At 72.8% G+C, this 16821-nt stretch carries 13 protein-coding genes; 4 read left to right on the forward strand and 9 right to left on the reverse strand.

What is annotated here, in order from left to right; genetic code table 11:
- Positions 1-90: 90 nt before the first annotated feature.
- Positions 91-1272 (forward strand): amidase, encoded by a 1182-nt coding sequence (locus HDA43_RS01085; protein WP_312873373.1) that lies wholly within the window; start codon positions 91-93, stop codon positions 1270-1272.
- A 3-nt stretch (positions 1273-1275) separates the two neighbouring features.
- Here the strand turns inward: HDA43_RS01085 and HDA43_RS01090 are convergent, their stop codons facing one another.
- Positions 1276-2316, reverse strand: a complete 1041-nt coding sequence (locus tag HDA43_RS01090; RefSeq protein ID WP_179817870.1) for an Lrp/AsnC family transcriptional regulator — start codon at positions 2314-2316, stop codon at positions 1276-1278.
- Positions 2317-2523: 207 nt separating this feature from the next.
- Between HDA43_RS01090 and cuyB the strand changes: the two genes are divergently transcribed.
- A complete protein-coding gene (gene cuyB / locus HDA43_RS01095) occupies positions 2524-3318 on the forward strand; it encodes a cysteate racemase (RefSeq protein WP_218911549.1) in 795 nt (264 codons plus the stop codon).
- Entirely contained in the window at positions 3269-5032 is a 1764-nt protein-coding gene (locus HDA43_RS01100) for a sensor histidine kinase (protein WP_179817872.1), read from the forward strand. Before cuyB ends, HDA43_RS01100 begins: the two co-directional genes overlap by 50 nt.
- 115 nt (positions 5033-5147) lie before the next feature.
- Here the strand turns inward: HDA43_RS01100 and HDA43_RS01105 are convergent, their stop codons facing one another.
- The 8 genes from HDA43_RS01105 to HDA43_RS01140 all read right to left on the reverse strand — a co-directional run bounded on the left by HDA43_RS01105 (position 5148) and on the right by HDA43_RS01140 (position 15324).
- Complete coding sequence (locus tag HDA43_RS01105) at positions 5148-5960, reverse strand: PIG-L family deacetylase (protein ID WP_179817873.1); 813 nt, start codon at positions 5958-5960, stop codon at positions 5148-5150.
- A 206-nt stretch (positions 5961-6166) separates the two neighbouring features.
- Entirely contained in the window at positions 6167-7189 is a 1023-nt protein-coding gene (locus HDA43_RS01110) for an ROK family protein (RefSeq protein WP_179817874.1), read from the reverse strand.
- Positions 7186-9678 carry a glycoside hydrolase family 2 protein gene (locus HDA43_RS01115; protein WP_179817875.1) on the reverse strand — a complete coding sequence of 831 codons (2493 nt, stop codon included), beginning with the start codon at positions 9676-9678 and terminating at the stop codon, positions 7186-7188. Before HDA43_RS01115 ends, HDA43_RS01110 begins: the two co-directional genes overlap by 4 nt.
- 54 nt (positions 9679-9732) lie before the next feature.
- Complete coding sequence (locus HDA43_RS01120; RefSeq protein ID WP_179822572.1) at positions 9733-10668, reverse strand: ABC transporter ATP-binding protein; 936 nt, start codon at positions 10666-10668, stop codon at positions 9733-9735.
- Positions 10668-11609: an ABC transporter ATP-binding protein gene (locus HDA43_RS01125; RefSeq protein ID WP_179817876.1), complete on the reverse strand. Its 942-nt coding sequence runs from the start codon at positions 11607-11609 to the stop codon at positions 10668-10670. Before HDA43_RS01125 ends, HDA43_RS01120 begins: the two co-directional genes overlap by 1 nt.
- Positions 11606-12499: an ABC transporter permease gene (locus HDA43_RS01130; protein ID WP_179817877.1), complete on the reverse strand. Its 894-nt coding sequence runs from the start codon at positions 12497-12499 to the stop codon at positions 11606-11608. The genes HDA43_RS01125 and HDA43_RS01130 overlap by 4 nt, the downstream gene beginning before the upstream one ends.
- Entirely contained in the window at positions 12496-13491 is a 996-nt protein-coding gene (locus tag HDA43_RS01135; protein ID WP_179817878.1) for an ABC transporter permease, read from the reverse strand. Before HDA43_RS01135 ends, HDA43_RS01130 begins: the two co-directional genes overlap by 4 nt.
- 72 nt (positions 13492-13563) lie before the next feature.
- Entirely contained in the window at positions 13564-15324 is a 1761-nt protein-coding gene (locus tag HDA43_RS01140) for an ABC transporter substrate-binding protein (protein ID WP_179817879.1), read from the reverse strand.
- A gap of 472 nt (positions 15325-15796) precedes the next feature.
- Between HDA43_RS01140 and HDA43_RS01145 the strand changes: the two genes are divergently transcribed.
- Complete coding sequence (locus HDA43_RS01145) at positions 15797-16819, forward strand: LacI family DNA-binding transcriptional regulator (RefSeq protein ID WP_179817880.1); 1023 nt, start codon at positions 15797-15799, stop codon at positions 16817-16819.
- The last annotated feature ends 2 nt before the right edge of the window (positions 16820-16821 follow it).

Raw genomic sequence — 16821 nt, forward strand, 5'->3', positions numbered from 1 at the left:
CACGGACGCGGCCGGTGACGGACCCGGCGCGCCGACCGTCACCGACCGGCCTCCCCTGTGGCCGGAGCGGGCGTTAGGAGATCCTTGACTGTGGAACACGAGGCGGCGATCGCCAGGTCCGCCGAGGCCATACGCCTCCACCGCGGGCACAACATCCTCATCGAGGCCGGCGCCGAGCCGGTCATCGACCGGCTCGCACGTCGCGACCGGCCGGTGCCCGCCACGCCACCCGAGCTGTGGGCCTGGACGTTCGTGGTCAAGGACATGATCGACGTCGCCGGGCTCCCCACCACCCGGGGGTCCGCCCTGTACGGGAGCGAGGAGGCGCTGACCACCGCGCCGTGCGTCGAACTGCTGGAGCGCGCCGGGGCCCTCCTGGTCGGCAAGGCCAACCAGCACGAGTTCGCCTGGGGCGTCACGAGCGAGAACCCGCACTGGGGCGATGTGCGCAACCCGCGCCACGAGCACCTGGCTCCCGGCGGGTCGAGCGGCGGCACGGCCGCGGCGCTCGCCGCCGGGATCGCCCGGTTCGGCCTCGGCACCGACACCGGCGGCTCGGTGCGGATCCCGGCGGCCTGCTGCGGCGTGGTCGGCCTGCGCCCGAGGGCCGGCGTCGTCTCCTCCGAGGGGGTCGCGCCCCTCGCCCCGATGTTCGACGTGGTCGGGCCGATGACCACCTCGGTCGCCGACTGCGCGCGCGTGTGGCGGGTGCTCTCCGGAGAGGCCGTCGAGCCGCCGCGCTCGCTGTCGGGGCTGGTCGTCGGCGTCGCCGAGGGATGCGCGCAGGCCGGGGAGTTCGCGGATCTGGGCGCCGAGGTCCGCGAGATCGCCCTGCCGTACGGGATCCTGTCCCCGTACTGGACGATCGTGGGCGCGCAGGCCCGGCGCACCCACGAGGCCACCTACCCGGCGAACGCCGCGAGCTACAGCGCCGGCGTGCGGCGGAAGCTGGACGACGCCGGCGGGATCGGCCATCGGGAGTACCGCCGGGCGGTGGAGGAGCTTTCCGCCGTCCGGGCCGGATTCTCGGCGGAGATGGCCGGCGTCGACGTCCTGATCATGCCGACGCTCGGCGGCCCCGCGCCGCGGGCCGGCTGCGACGAGGCCGCCGTCCGCGGCGAGGTCGGCCGGATCACCTCCGTCGTGTCCGCGCTCGGCCTGCCCGCGCTGGCCATCGGAGACCTGCAGCTGGTGGGGCGCGGCGAGGCCGACGTGCTGCGGGCCGGCCTGTGCTGGGAGGCCCGCGGAGGCGCGATCCCCGCGCCGCGCTGAACGTCAGACGCCCGGCGACAGGCTCCACGGGTCGACCGGGACGACGCCCGTGCAGCGGCCGGAGGGGTCGAGGAGCCGCCCGTAGAGCTTCGACTGCCGCAGGACGATCTGCCGGTCGGCGATGCTCGCGTACGGGAAGCGCTCCTCAAGGCGCACCACCAGCGGGTGCAGGTCGGAGACCCCGTGCAGGCCGACGGTGAGGAGCATGTTGCGGGCGCCCGCGAGCGCCGCGCACGTCCGCGTCTCCGGCCAGTCGAGCAGCGCCCGGCCCGTCTCCTCCAGCAGGCCGTCCGGCATCCGCAGCCACAGCACCGCCGAGGAGTGCCAGCCCGCGTGCGAGCGCGCCAGATCGCAGCGGAAGTCGATGTCGCCGGTCGCGACCAGGCGTGACAGCCTGCGCTGCACCGTGCGCTCGGACTTGCCGACGGCCTGCGCGAGATCGGAGTAGCCGGCGCGGCCGTCGGCGAGCAGGGCCTTGAACAGCAGCCGGTCGATCTCGTCCATCTGCCTGGTGGACTCCGCCGGCCCCGGCCGCCTGGCCAGCGCGCCCGCGGACCGCGGCGGCAGCACCCGCAGCCGCCAGCGGCACGAGGCCTCGAAGACGCGCGTGGCGACATGGGTGCGCACCTTCGCCACGCCGGGCACCCGCGGCAGGTCTGTGAGCAGGTAGTCCGCCAGCGCCGGCATCGACGCGGCGACGGCGATCACGAACAGGTCGTGATCGGCGGCGACGTGCTGCACGGTGATGAGGTGGCCCGCCGCCGCGAGCGTGCCGGCGACCTCGACCGCCGCCCCGGCCTCGCAGTCGATCTCCAGGAAGGCCATGCTCATCGCGTGCATCTGGCGCTGCCCCAGGGCGACGGTGGTCCACGCCTCCCCCGCGCTGTTCAGCCGCTGCCAGCGCCGTGCCGCCGTCACCGGGTCCGCGCGGGTCGCCGCCCCGACCTCCACCCAGCTCGCTCGCGGGTTGATCTGGAGGGCGTCGATGAGTTCGAGGTCGGTCTCCGACAGCAGCCGCCGGGGCTCGATGCCGGAATCCTGCATGATCGATCCTTCAGTGTCACATTGCTGCATTTAGAGACCGAATGCACCTTATACCTCGATCCTTGTGCGGGTAGCCGTCCCGGGCCCGCCCCGGGCCCACCCCCCGCTCACCCCGGCTCACCGCATGGAAGAGGACGCCTCCAGATGACTCAGCTCCACGATCGCGCCCCGGTACCGGCCGGAGGGGCGGGTCACCGGGGGCACCCGGTGAGCAGGACCCGGCTGGTCGGCGTCCTCGGCGGCATGGGCCCGGCGGCCACCGTCGACTTCTACGGCAAGCTCGTGGAGGAGACGGCGGCCACCTGTGACCAGGGACACGTGCCCGTCGTCATCTGGGGCGACCCCCGCGTCCCCGACCGTTCCCTGAGCCTGCTCGGCGGCGGCGAGGACCCGACCCCGTATCTGCGGCGCGGCGTCGAGGGTCTGAAGCAGGCGGGGTGCGAGGTGCTCGCCGTACCCTGCAACACCGCCCACGCCTTCGTCCCCCCTCTGGCGGAGGAGGCCGGGCTGGAGCTGGTGAGCATCATCGAGGTCACCGCCGACGCCCTCGCGGCCGACGGCGTCCGCGCGGCCGGCGTGCTGGCCACCTCGGGCACCCTGCGCGCCGGCCTGTACGCGGACGCTCTGCGACGGCGCGGCGTGGCGGTGATCGAGCCGGACGAATCCGGTCAGCGGCAGGTCACGGCGGCCATCGGCGCCGTCAAGGGCGGCGGCGTCCAACCGGCCAACCGGCGGGCGCTGGCGGAGCTGTCCCGCTCCCTCGCCGATCGCGGCGCGGAGCGGGTCGTCACCGCGTGCACCGAGCTCGTCCTGGCCCTGGACCGCTCCAGCGTCCCCGTCCCGGTTCTCGACCCCGCCCGCCTGCTGGCCCGCCGGCTCGTCGAGGTGGCGTTCGGCGCTCCGGCGGCCCACCGCGGTGGGCTCCGACGCCCCCGGATGCCAGACTTCCCCTATGACGCAGAAGGAGCCCCGTTCCCTGATGCCCAGCATGCGGCTGGATGAGCTGCTGGAAGAGCTGCAGGTGCGGCTGGAGGCGGTGCTGGCCACCCGCGACCGCGTGCACGCCCTCCTGGAGGCGGTCGTGTCGGTGGGCAGCGACCTCGATCTCGAGACGGTGCTGCGGCGGATCGTGGAGACCGCCACCACCCTGGTCGACGCCGGCTACGGCGCGCTGGGCGTCATCGGAGAGGAGAACACGCTCGTACAGTTCGTCCCGGTGGGGCTGAGCGAGGAGGAGATCGCCCGGATCGAGCACTGGCCGCACGGCCTGGGCCTGCTGGGCCTGCTGATCAAGGAGCCGCAGACGCTGCGCCTGTCCGACCTGTCCCGGCACCCGGAGTCGTACGGCTTCCCGCCCGGCCACCCGCCGATGGGCTCCTTCCTGGGGGTGCCGATCCGGGTCCGCGAGGAGGTGTTCGGCAACCTCTACCTCACCGAGAAGCGCGGCGGCGGGGAGTTCGACGAGGAGGACGAGGCGATCGTGGTGGCGCTGGCCACCGCGGCCGGCGTCGCCATCGAGAACGCCCGCCTGTACGAGGAGACCCGCCGCCGGGAGGTGTGGCTGCAGGCGTCCTCCGACGTCACCACCGCCCTGCTGTCGGGCGCCGAGCCCACCGAGGTGCTGACGCTGGTGGCGCGCCGGGCCCGGAAGATGGCCGGCGCCGACGTCGTGGCGGTCATGCTCCCGGGCCCCTCCGGGGAGACGCTGCGGTGGGAGATCAGCGACGGCGAGCCCGGTGTCCGGCCCGCCGAGGGCGAGGTCCCCGTCTCCGGCACCCTCGCCGGCCGGGCCTTCCTCAGCGGCGAGCCGGTGACGGCGAGCGAACGCGACGCCGCCGACGTCTTCCCCATCGTCGACTCCGCCGCCGACGTCACCGAAGTCACCGAGGTCACCGAGGTCGACGGCGGCTTCACCGCCGACGGGGAGACGCCGATCGGCCCGGTGGCCGCCGTGCCGCTGGGCCGGGCCGGGGCCGTCCGCGGGGTGCTGAAGCTCGGCAAGCGCACCGGCCGGCTCCCGTTCAGCACCGGCGAGCTGCACACCCTGTGGTCCTTCGCCGGTCAGGCCGCGCTCGTCCTGGAACTGGCCGAGGCCAGGCGGGACGCCGAGCGCCTGGGACTGCTGGAGGATCGCGACCGCATCGCCAAGGACCTGCACGACGTCGTCATCCAGCGGCTCTTCGCCGTCGCCATGACGCTGATGAGCATCGTCCGCTTCGTCGAGCATCCCGAGGCGGCCTCCCGGCTGCGGCACGGGATCGACGAGCTGGACGAGACCATCCGGCAGATCCGCTCCACCATCTTCGCCCTGCAGGCCCCCCGCGACGCCGCCCCCGGCCTGCGCGCGCAGGTCGTGGAGCTGGTGGAGGGGGCGCGCGGGCACCTGGGGTTCATGCCGGGACTGCGCATGGAGGGCCGCCTCGACAACGGGGTTCCGGCCCCGGTCGCCGAGCAGCTCACCGCCGTGCTGCGCGAGGCCCTGTCCAACATCGTGCGCCACGCCAGGGCCTCCAAGGCCGACGTGCTGGTCGAGGCGACCGGCGACGAGCTGCTCCTCCGCGTCCGCGACGACGGCGTGGGACTTCCCGGTGAGGGCAGGCGCAGCGGCCTGCGCAACATGGAGGACCGCGCCCGGCAGCTCGGCGGCTCCTTCGAGGCGGGCGCGGCCCCCGACGGCGGGACCCTGCTGACCTGGCGCGTGCCGCTCGGCGGCTGACCGCGCCCGGCGGCCGGCCCGGCGGCCGGGCCGCCGCCGGCGCGAGTCACCGCCGGCACGGACCATCGTCGGTACGGGCACCGTCGACGCCGGTGACCGCCGGTGCGGGCCGTCCTCAGCGCAGGCCGTCGAAGAGGTGCTCCTCGCGGCCCGGGGCGGGGACGCGGCTGAAGACGCGGATGAACGCCTCGTGGGAGAAGGCCCGGTGCTGGGCGTCGGCGGGCATGCGCAGCAGGAAGATGTTCTCGCCCTGGCTGGCGTGCGCCTCCAGCGCCTTGCGCTTGCGCTCGACGTAGGGGGCGACGTCCACCATCGCGGTGATCTGCTCCTCGGGGACGCCGAAGTCGTCGGGCAGCTCGAAGTCCTCCGGAGCCGCGCCGGTCGAGCGGAGGAACTCGAACAGCTCGGCGATCCGCTCGCGGGGCACCGCGGTGTAGTAGAGCTTGGCGGGGACGCCGCTCGCCTCGGCCGCCGCCACGGTGATCCGGTGGGCCTGGATGTGGTCGGGGTGACCGTACCCGCCGTTCTCGTCGTAGGTGACCACGACCTGCGGGCGGTAACGCTCCATCAGCTCGGCCAGCCGTGCGGCGGCCTGCTCGACGGGGACGTTGGCGAAGGCGTCCGGCGACTGGTTGGCGGCCCAGCCCTCCATGCCGGAGTCGTGGTAGCCGAGCAGCTCCAGGTGGTCGATCCCGAGGTGGGCCACGGACTCGCGCAGCTCCTGGAGCCGGAGGGCGCTCACCTCCGCCTCGTCGTGGCCGTCCTCGCCAGGCTTGGTCCCGCCGGGGGCGTCGCCCTGCTCGCCGTTGGTGCAGGTGACCAGGACGGTGCGGATGCCCTCGTCCGCGCACCTGGCCAGAATCCCGCCGGTCCCGATCACCTCGTCGTCGGGATGGGCGTGTACGGCCATCAGCGTCAGCTGATCCATGAGTCTTTCTACCCTTCCGTCTGCGTCACAGGCGGCCCGCGAGGCCGGGGGCGGCCTCTGCGAGCTCTTTCCGAGCCCTCTTCGAGCCCTCTTCGAGCCCGGCCCACTCTACGGCGGCGCGCGGCACTGCGGACGGCCGCCCGGGGCGTCCTCGCGGGCCGGATCCCCGGCTCTCCGGGCCGGACGCCCGGGGGACACCCGCGGGATCACTCCGGGACGGCGGGCGCGGCTCCGGGCCGGGTGTCCGGGGGACGCCGGGGCAGGGCGAGGGCGGCGGCGCCGAGCAGGCCGGCGTCGCGGCCCAGGGAGGTGGCGTCCACCCGCAGGCGGCGGGTGAAGCCGAGCCCGGCGTTCTCCGCCATCGCCTGCCGGAGCGGGTCGAACAGGATCGGCCCGGCGGCGGCCACGCCCCCGCCGACGACGACGCGGTCGAGGTCGAGCAGGGCCGCGGCGGTGTGGAAGGCGGTGGCCAGCGCGTCGGCGGCGCGGCGGAAGGCGGCCTGCGCGATCGCGGACCCGGCGCGGGCGCTCGCGGCGAGCGCCCGCGCGTCCGCGCCGGTCCAGCCGCCCGCGCGGGCCCAGCGGACCATGGCGGGCCCGCTGGCGACGGTCTCCACGCACCCGGACGCGCCGCACGGGCAGGGGTCGCCGCCGGGATCGACGGTGATGTGCCCGATGTGGCCGGCGTTGCCGGTCGGGCCGAGGTACGGCACGCCGTCCAGGACGAAGCCGCCGCCGACGCCGGTGGAGACCACCACGCCCAGCACGGCTCGGGAGCCCGCCCGCCGCGGCCCCTCCCCCGGCCCCGCCGCGGCCTCGGCGGACGGTTCCGGCGCCGCGGCTCCCGGCTTCTCCGGTTCCTCCGGGAAGGCCCCCCGCCACCACTCCCCCAGCGCCATGCACTGGGCGTCGCCGGCCAGCCGTACCGGGCGGCCGGGCAGCATCCGGCCGACGGCGGCGGTCAGCGGGAAGTCACGCCAGCGGGGGATGTTGACCGGGCTGACCGTCCCGGCGCGCGGGTCGAGGGGGCCGGCCGAGCCGATGCCGATCCCCTCGATCGCGTCGGCCGGCACCCGGGCGGTGACCTGCTCGACGACCTGGGCGAGTGCCCGGTCCGGCGATCCGGCGCGGCTCAGCGGCACCTCGGCGCGGGCGGTCACGTCTCCGTCGGCGGTGACGGCCGCGGCGGCGAACTTGGTGCCGCCGATGTCCAGGGCGAGGACGGTCACCGGCGGGGCTCGTTCACGCAGCGCAGCACCGGGAAGGCGGTCAGCGCGTCCGGATCGGGGAGGTCGCCGGCGGTGACGTGGAAGACGGCGCTCTCCCCCGGCAGCAGCGTCACCGGCAGGTCGTCCACCCGGGCGCCGAGGTCGAGCCGGTCGGGGAAGAGGGCCAGCTCGCGCAGGAGTGTCCGGGCGGTGACCGTCACCCGGTAGCCGCCCCCCGCCGGTTCGGCGCGCGCGTCCCACCTGGCCTCGGGGAAGGCCACCCGGGTGTCCTCGGCGTAGAAGGACACCGTGCGCGTCCCGCCGAGGCGGGCGACGAGCAGTTCGGCGGCCGGGTCGCCGGGAGCGGCCACGGCGGCGGGCAGCGGGAGGCGGGTGACGGAGCGGGGGGCGACGGTCACCCCGGCGGTCTCCTCGGCCAGGATCTCCCCCGACAGGTCGTGCCGGACCAGCGACAGCTCGCCGTGCCACGGCTCGGCCGAGTCGTTGACCAGCGCGGCCTCGCCGTCGATGACGGCGAGCAGCCGGTCGGCGTAGACGCGGCGCAGCGCGTACCACAGGGGTTTGCGGCGGCCGTCGCCGTCGACGGCGGCCCAGGAGGTGACCGGCCAGCAGTCGTTGAGCTGCCAGACGATGCTGCCGGTGCAGTGCGGGGCCAGCGCGCGGAAGCGGGAGACTCCGAACTCGATGGCCCGCGCCTGGTTGAGCTGGGTCAGGTAGTGCCAGTCGTCGAAGTCCTCCGGCCGGGGCAGGTGCTCGCCCAGGCCGCGCAGCAGCTTGCCGTTGCCGTCGATCGCCTTCTGGTGGTGCAGCACCAGGGGCGCGTCGGGGGCCAGTTCACCGCCGATCGCCCTGCGCATCGTGGCGTACGCGGCCGGGCCCTGGAAGCCGAACTCGGCGGCGAAGCGGGGGCGGTAGGCGGCGTAGCGGGTGTAGTCCTCGCGGTTCCACACGTCCCAGATGTGCACCGTGCCGCGTGCGGGGTCGTTGGGCGGCAGGTCGGGGGCGCCGGAGTAGGGGCTGCCGGGCCAGTAGGGCCGGGTCGGGTCGAGCTCGGCGACCACCCGCGGCAGCAGGTCGTAGTAGAAGCCCGCGCCCCAGCTGCGGCCCGCCAGGTCCTCCTGCCAGCCCCAGTCGGCGTGGCCCTCGATGTTCTCGTTGTTGCCGCACCACAGCACCAGGCTGGGGTGGCTCGCCAGCCGGGTGACGTTCTCCCTGGCCTCGGCCTCCACCTCCGAGCGGAACGGCTCCTCCTCGGGGTAGGCGGCGCAGGCGAACGGGAAGTCCTGCCAGACGAGCAGGCCCAGCTCGTCGGCCAGGTCGTAGAAGTCGTCGCTCTCGTACAGGCCGCCGCCCCAGACCCGCAGCAGGTTCACACCGGCCTCGACGGCCTGGGTGAGACGCTCCCGGAGGCGGTCGCGGGTGACGCGGTTCGGGAAGCAGTCGTCGGGGATCCAGTTGACGCCGCGCACGAACACCGCCTCGCCGTTGACCCGCAGGCCGAACGCCTCGGGGTCCAGCTCGGCGGTGCGGAAGCCGATCCGGCGCCGCCACTCCCGCCGATCCCCCGGCTCCGCGGACTCCGCAGGCTCCACGGGCTCGCCGGGCTCCGGGTGCCCGCCGCGTCCCCCGTGCAGGCGGACGGCGAAGTCGTAGCGGGGCTGCGCGCCGTACCCGCGGGGCCACCACACCTCGACGGCGGGCACGGTGAGGTCGAGGACGGCCTCGTGCTCCCCGGGCGCCAGCCGGGCCTCCGCGGTGACGCCGGCGACCTCGGCGGTGACGATGAGCGGCTCCTGGGCGGCGCGCTCGACCCTGACGTGCGCCGTCACCCTGCCGTCCGTCCCGTCGAGGGTGACCAGCGGGCGCACCCCGGCCAGCCGCGCGCCGCTCCAGCTCTCCAGCCCGATCGGCCGCCAGATCCCGGCGGTGACCACGGCCGGCCCCCAGTCCCAGCCGAAGTTGCACGCCATCTTCCGGATGAACTGGTACGGCTCGGCGTAGGCCCCCGGCCGGTCGCCCAGGGCCGCCCGCCGCTCCTCGGCGTAGTCGTAGGCGGAGCCGAACACCACGGTGAGGGTGTTGTCCCCCTCGCGCAGCAGGTGCCGTACGGGAAAGCGGTAGGAGCGGTGCTGGTTGGCGGTGGTGCCGACCGTGACGCCGTTGAGGACGACCGTGGCGACGGTGTCGAGGCCCTCGCAGACGAGGTCGGTCCGCTCGTGGCCGTCCGGCGTCCAGGTGAAGGCGGTCTCGTACCGCCACGCGGTGCGGCCGATCCAGGTGAGCCGGGTCTCGTTGTCGTCCAGGTAGGGGTCGTCGATGATCCCTGCGGCCAGCAGGTCGGTGTGCACGCAGCCGGGCACGGTCGCCGGCACCCCGGCCACCTCGGCCGCCTCGGCCGCCTCGACGCCGGACGGTACGGCGTTCGCCCCGACGTCACGCGGGACGGCGGTGAGGGTCCAGCCGTCGTGCAGCGGACGGTAGATGCTCAAGTGGTTCTCCTTCTCGCGGCGGCCCGGGGCTTCCGGTGACCGCCGGGCGTTCTCTCAGCGGCCTTTGAGACGGCCTTCGAGGCGACCTCCGGAACGGCCTCCGAGGCGTTCTTCGAGGCAGCCTTCGAGCCGGGCGCACGCCACGAAGTGGTCCTCCCCGGCCTCCGCGAGACCGCCGGTGGCGCCGCCGTCGTGGTACAGGCAGGAGGTGACCGGCTCGGCGTCCTCCCAGGGGGCGTGCAGGCGCGGCACGGCCGACAGCAGCTGCCGGGTGTAGGGGTGCAGCGGACGGCCGAAGACCCTGTCGGTCGCGCCCATCTCGACGACGGTCCCGTGCCGGAGCACGACGGTCCGCTCGGCCAGGTAGTTGCCCAGGGACAGGTCGTGGGTGATGTACAGCACGCCCAGTCCCCGGCCCTTGATCTCGGCGAGCAGATTGAGCACGTCGATGCGGGTGGAGGCGTCGAGCATGCTGGTGATCTCGTCGGCGACCAGCAGCTTGAGGTCCAGCAGCAGCGCCCGGGCGATGAGGACGCGCTGGAGCTGGCCACCGCTGAGCTGGTGGGGATACTTGCCGATGACCTGGTCGGGGTCGAGGCGCACGTCCCGCAGGGCGGCGCGCACCCGCTCGTCCCAGTCGGCGGCGGTCGCCGCGGGGAAGTACGCCTCTCTGATCAGTTGGAACACCCGGTCGGCCTTGAACACCGGGTTGAACGTGCTGAAGGGGTCCTGGAAGACACCCTGGACGTGCCGGTAGTACTCCTTGCCGGGCCGTACCGGGGCGCCGTCGAGGGTGATCGAGCCGGCGGTGACCGGGACGAGGCCGAGGATCATCTTGCCGAGGGTGCTCTTGCCGCTGCCGCTCTCGCCGATCAGTGAGACGACCTGGCCCTCCGGCACGTCGAAGCTCACCCCGTCGACCGCGGTCAGGGTCTTGCCGCCGAAGGCTCCGACCTTGTAGACCTTCGTGACGTTGTCGAGTCTGAGCATCATGCCTTCCAGCAGGCGACGAAGTGATCGGGGGCGATCTCGGCGGCCGGCGGCTCCTCGGCGCACCGGTCGAAGGCGAGCGGGCATCGGTCCCGGAAGCGGCAGCCCGCGGGCGGGTCGAGCAGCGACGGCGGACTGCCCGCGATGCCCGACAGCCTGCGGTCGGCGTGGCGCACGCCGACCTCGGGCAGCGAGTCGATGAGCATCCGGGTGTAGGGGTGCCGGGGCGCCTCGACGATCGTCCTGGCCGGCGCCTTCTCGGCCAGCCTCCCGGCGTACATGACCATGATCGTGTCGGCGATCTGGTACGTGAGCGAGATGTCGTGCGTGATGAAGATCATGCTCTTGACGAACCCGTTGTCGCGGAAGCCGGCCAGCGCCCTGGCCACCGCCTTCTGGGTGGAGACGTCGAGGGCGGAGGTGACCTCGTCGGCGATGAGCAGCGAGGGGTCCAGGAGGGTGGAGATGACCATGACCATGCGCTGCTTCATGCCGCCGGACAGCTCGATCGGGTAGCGGTCCAGCACCTCGTGGGGCAGGCCCACCGCGTCCAGGCGGCCGAGCAGCTTGGCGGTGTCGGGGGTGACGCCGCGGGAGCGCAGCAGCTCGCCCACCATCTTGCCGATCTTGCGGGTCGGGTTCAGCGCGCTCATCGAGTACTGCGGGACGAGCGAGACCTCGTGGAAGCGGAAGTCGTTCATCCGCCGGTCGTCGCCGATGGGCAGCTCCGTGCCGTCGAGCTCGACGGTGCCACCGACGTGGCGCATGCGGCCGTCCATCCGGATGAGGCTCTTGCCGAGGGTGGTCTTGCCGCAGCCCGACTCCCCGGCCAGGCCGAGGATCTCGGCGTCCCCCAGCTCGAAGGAGACGCCGTCGAGCGCCCGCACGTCGCCCCGCAGGGTCCGGTAGTGCACTTTCAGATCGCTGACCCGCAGGCTCATGTCTCCCTCAGCTTCGGGTTGAAGACCTCGTCGAGGCCGACGTTGGCGACGTACAGGGCTCCGACGATCGCGGTGATCCCGGCGCCGGGCGGGATGAACCACCACCACATGCCGAGCTGCATGGCGCTCCACTGGCTGGCGTTCTGCAGCATCAGGCCGAGCGAGACGCCCTCGGTGGGGCCGAGGCCGATGAAGTCCAGCGACGAGGCGATCAGGATCGAGTTGCCGAACAGCAGGATGAACGTCAGCAGCAGGTAGGAGCTCATGTTCGGCGCGATCTCCCTGGTGATGATCTTCCAGGTGTTCGAGCCGCTCAGCCTGGCCAGGTCCACGAAGTCCCGGCCGCGCAGCGAGAAGGTCTGCGCCCGGATGGCCCGCGCCGCCCACGGCCACGATGTAAGGCCGATGAAGATCGCCTGCGCGACGACGCTGCGGATGCCGAGGTAGGCGTTGATGATGAGCAGTACGGCCAGCGTCGGGATGACCAGGACGATGTTGGTCAGCATGTTCAGGATCTCGTCGAGGAGCCCGCCGCGGAAGCCGGCCAGGAACCCGACGACCATCCCGATGAGGGAGGCGACCACGCCGCCCAGCAGGCCCGCCGCGAAGGTGGTGCGCAGGCCGTACACGAACTGGGCGAAGACGTCCTGGCCGAAGGTGGTGGTGCCGAACCAGTACTCCGACGAGGGGGCCTGCATGGGCGGGCCGACGTACTCGTTGGGCGGGGCGTCGATGGTCAGGGGCCCGATCAGGCCCAGCAGCAGCAGGACGAGGACCACGCCGGCGCCGGCGAGGAGCTTGCCGTTGCGCAGCGCGAAGTGCAGCGCCTCGCGGCGCCCGCTGACCGGTGCGGCGGCGTCGCGGGGGACGGCTTCCTGGAGCGCGGTCATGCCTGAGCACCCGCCATTCCCGCCCGCGTCCGCGGATCGACCACGACGTAGACGATGTCGATGATGAAGTTCGCGGCGAGGACGCCGAGGACGATGAACATGAACGTGCCCTGCAGCAGGAAGAAGTCCTGGTTCTGGATGGCCTTGAGGATGAGGCTGCCCAGGCCGGGGTAGGAGAAGACGATCTCCGTCACCAGGGCGCCGGCCACCAGCACGCCGAGCTGGAGCGCCAGGCCGGTGATCTGCGGCAGCACCGCGTTGCGGAAGGCGTAGCGCCGGATCAGCCGCTGCGGCGCGCCGAGCGCGGCGAGGTAGGTGGAGTAGTCGGACTCCAGCTCATAGATGATCATGTTGCGCATGCCGATCGCCCAGCCGCCGAGCGCGACGAGGAACAGCGAGGCGAACGGCAGCGCCCAGTGGTGCAGCAGGTCGAGCAGGAACTCCGCCGACCAGTTGGGCTGCATGGAGAAGCTGTAGCCGCCGGCGATCGGGAAGACGCCCGCGATCACGCCCAGCCCCCAGGCGAGCAGGACCGCCAGCCACATGTACGGCATCGCGGTCAGGACGTAGCCGACCGGCAGGACGGTGTTGTCCAGCAGCCTGCGCCGGGCCGCGTACGCCCCCAGCCGGTTGCCGACGACCCAGCTCAGCAGCACCGACGGGATCATCAGCCCCAGCGTGTACGGCACGGCGCCCATGATGACGTCGCTCACCGGGGTGGGGAACACCCAGATGCTGATGCCGAAGTCGCCGTGCAGCAGCGCCGTCCAGAAGTTGAGGTACTGCCGCCACAGCGGCTGGTCGAAGCCGAAGAGGCCGGTGTAGTACTGCCTCATCGCCTCGACGGCCGCGGGCTGGCTGACGTTGGCACGGGCGACCATGCCGGCGACCGGGTCACCGGGCATGAACCGCGGGATCATCCAGTCGACCGTGACGGCGACGACGAACGTCAGCCCGTAGACCACCAGTTTCCTGCCGAAATATCGACGCACGAGAGATCTCCCGAAGAGGGCCCCTCCTCCCCCCGGAAGGAGGGGAGGGGGAGGAGGGGCGGTACCGAACGGTCAGGAGGCGGGCTGGAGCTGGGTGAGCATCTCGAAGCCGCCCAGTTCCATCCAGTTGCGCCACATGGCCGGCGCGTACTTGGGAGCGCTCGGAGCCGAGGAGGGCCAGTTCTTCCAGACGCTGGTGCTCGACTGGGCCCACAGGCCGTTGTACCAGAGCGGGATGACCGGCAGCTCCTCCAGCTGGAACTTCTGGAGTTCGGCGATCTTCGCCTTCATGCCGGCGACGTCGTCGGTCTTGACCTGGTCGAGCTCCTGCACCAGCTTCCAGGCCCTCTCGTTCTCGTAGCGGCCGAAGTTGACGGTGGTCTGCAGCTTGCGGACCGGGAGCTGGAAGACGTACTCGTAGTACGTCCACGGGGTGTTGGACAGCTGGCGCTCGTTGTTGAGCACCAGGTCGAAATCGCCCTTGTTGCGCTTCTCCACCAGGGCGTTGAAGTCGGGGAAGTCGGGGGTGACGTCGATGCCGGCGGCCTTGGCGCTGGAGGCGATGACGCGGGCGGCCTCCATCCAGTCGGTCCAGCCGGACGGCACGATGAGGGTCAGCTTGATCTTCGAGCCGTCCTTGTTCTCCACCAGCCCGTCGCCGTCGCGGTCCTTGTAGCCGGCGTCGGCGAGGAGCTTCTTGGCCTTGCCGGTGTCGAAGGAGAACCCGGCGGAGGACACCGCGGCCTGGTCGACGAACTGGTCCCACTGCGGCAGCAGGCCGGTGGGGCCGGCGGCCTTGACGAGGTTGCCGTAGACGCCCTCGACGATCTTCTTGGTGTCGACCGAGGAGGCGAGGGCCTTGCGGAAGGCCGGGTCGCCCATCGGCTTCCTGGTGGTGTTGGGGACCAGCCAGGCGGTGTTGGCCGAGAGCATGTACGGCGGCTCGTTGTAGAAGGAGGTGATGCCGAAACCGCCCTTGACGAGGTTGGCCACGCCCGGCAGGAAGTTGTTGCTGAGGTCCAGGCCCTTCTGCAGCAGCATGCCCATCGCGACCTCGTTGCTGGGCGTGGCGATGTCGACGATGTACCGGGGCTTGGGCTCCATGTTCAGGGCCGTCTTGCCCCACCAGTCGTCGCGGCGCTGCCAGACGACGCGGTCCTGGCTGTGGCTCTTGTAGGTGTAGGCGCCGGTGCCGACGGGGTTCTCGTTGACCCCGTTGAGCACGTCCTCCTCCGACCTGCCGTTCCAGACGTGCTCGGGAACGATGGCGCGGCCGTAGAGGTTGAAGTCCCACTCCTGGTAGTTGGCCCTGGAGAAGGTGAAGCGCGCGGTCCGGTCGTCCACCGCCTCGACGCTCTTCAGCCAGTCCCACATGTTGTGGAACGGGATGGTCTCCATCTTGCCGAGCTCGTAGGAGTAGACCACGTCCTTGGCGGTCAGCGGCTTGCCGTCCGACCAGTTCACCCCGGAGCGGAGCTTGACCTCGTAGGTCCTGTCGCCGGTCCAGGAGCCGCTCTCGGCCAGCCAGGGGACGAGCTTGGCGGCGTTGGGGTCGTAGTGGAACAGCGTCTCGTAGACCAGGCCCTTGGTGCCGGTGGCGTAGTCCCACTCGCGGATCGGGTTGAAGTTGGCCGGCGGCCCCCACTGGGAGCCGGTGGTGTAGAGCGTCTCCTTGCGGGGCAGCGAGCCGCCGTCTCCGCCACCGGGGGCCACGGCGGGCGCGCTCGCCGCCCCGGAGCCCTGGGCGGGCGGCGTGGTCCCGCCGCCGGAGCACGCGGCGACGGCCAGGCCCGTCGCCAGGAGCGGGAGGATGATCCGCACCCGGTTTCGCATCTGTCTCTCCTTCCCCCGCCGCCCGGCGGAGGTCTGAACGTCGTCCCAGGCCCCCGATGGATCGGCCCGCGGGAGCATGGCTCCCGCGGGCCTTGTGGGAGCGCTCCCAGTGCGCCGCGAAAGCACGCTCCCCGTCTTCGGGCCGGTGGATGGTGTCGCAACCCGCGCCACACCCTCTGACGCGACGGCACGGGGCCGGACCGCTCCGGGATGCGACTGAACCGGATAAGTACCGAGAACGTAAATTCCGCGTGCACGGCGTGTCAATAGCCGTGACTCCTTCGAGACGTCCCGCCGCGTCGCCCGGCCCGCGCCCCGACGGAGCCCACCCGCGCCGAACAGCGGGGACATCGCAGGATCCGCCGCCCGCCCGCGCGTCCGGATCACGGGCGCTCCGGCTGTGGGCGTGTGCGGCCAGGTAGTAGGGTGCGCGTGGACATCGAGAACCGAACCGATTCAGTCAGGGGGCGTCGTGAAGCGGCCGACGATCGCCGACATCGCCCGCCGGGCGGGCGTCTCCAAGGTGGCGGTCTCCTACGCGCTGAACGACCGCCCCGGGGTGTCGGAGGCCAAGCGGGCGGTGATCAAGGCGATCGCCCAGGAGATCGGCTGGCGGCCCAACAGCGCCGCGCGGGCGCTGAACGGCGCGCGGGCGCGCAGCGTGGGGCTGGCCGTGTGCCGCCCGGCGCGCGTCCTCGGCATGGAACCGTTCTTCATGGAGCTGATCAGCGGGATCGAGAGCGAGCTCTCGGCCCGCTCCTACGGGCTGATGCTGCAGATGGTGACCGACCACGAGCAGGAGACGGAGACCTACCGCCGCTGGTGGGGCGAGGGCCGCGTCGACGGCGCCATCCTGGTCGACCTGCACTTCGCCGACCCGCGCGTCACCGAGCTGGAGACACTCGGCATGCCCGCCGTGGTGCTCGGCCACCCCTCGGAGGCGGGCTCGCTGGTCCCCGTCTGGTCCGACGACGACGCCCCCGTCCAGGAGACCGTCCGGTATCTCGCCGCGCTCGGCCACCGCCGCGTCGCCCGCGTCGCCGGGCTGCCCCGGCTGGTCCACACCGTCCTGCGCGACCGGGCGTTCACCGCCGTCTGCGCGGAGCTGGGCCTGGACGACCAGGTCGTCGTGCACACCGACTACACCGGCGAGGAGGGCGCCCGCGCCACCCGCCGCCTGCTCAGCTCCCGCGACCGGCCCACCGCGGTCATCTACGACAACGACATCATGGCCGTCGCCGGCCTGTCCGTCGCCCAGGAGATGCGCCTGGACGTGCCCGCCGACCTGTCGATCGTGGCCTGGGACGACTCTCCCCTGTCCCAGGTCGTACGGCCGGCACTGACCGCGCTGACCCGCGACATCCCGGCCTACGGCGCCCACGCCGCGCGCACCCTGCTGTCGCTGATCGCCGGCGAGCGCGTCCCGGGGGTCGAGGACGAGGCGGCCCGGCTCGTCCCCCGGGCCAGCACCGCCCCTCCCCCGCCCACGGCGTGATC

The organism is Streptosporangium sandarakinum (assembly GCF_013409935.1).
In the GTDB taxonomy this organism is placed as follows: Bacteria; Actinomycetota; Actinomycetes; order Streptosporangiales; family Streptosporangiaceae; genus Streptosporangium; species Streptosporangium nondiastaticum.

What these genes read in the sequence shown, in the direction of transcription:
- HDA43_RS01140 (WP_179817879.1), bottom strand. Translation starts at nt 15,324, where the DNA reads ATGCGAAACCGGGTGCGGATCATCCTCCCGCTCCTGGCGACGGGCCTG.
- HDA43_RS01090 (WP_179817870.1), bottom strand. Translation starts at nt 2,316, where the DNA reads ATGCAGGATTCCGGCATCGAGCCCCGGCGGCTGCTGTCGGAGACCGAC.
- HDA43_RS01100 (WP_179817872.1), top strand. Translation starts at nt 3,269, where the DNA reads ATGACGCAGAAGGAGCCCCGTTCCCTGATGCCCAGCATGCGGCTGGAT.
- HDA43_RS01125 (WP_179817876.1), bottom strand. Translation starts at nt 11,609, where the DNA reads ATGAGCCTGCGGGTCAGCGATCTGAAAGTGCACTACCGGACCCTGCGG.
- HDA43_RS01120 (WP_179822572.1), bottom strand. Translation starts at nt 10,668, where the DNA reads ATGCTCAGACTCGACAACGTCACGAAGGTCTACAAGGTCGGAGCCTTC.
- HDA43_RS01130 (WP_179817877.1), bottom strand. Translation starts at nt 12,499, where the DNA reads ATGACCGCGCTCCAGGAAGCCGTCCCCCGCGACGCCGCCGCACCGGTC.
- HDA43_RS01105 (WP_179817873.1), bottom strand. Translation starts at nt 5,960, where the DNA reads ATGGATCAGCTGACGCTGATGGCCGTACACGCCCATCCCGACGACGAG.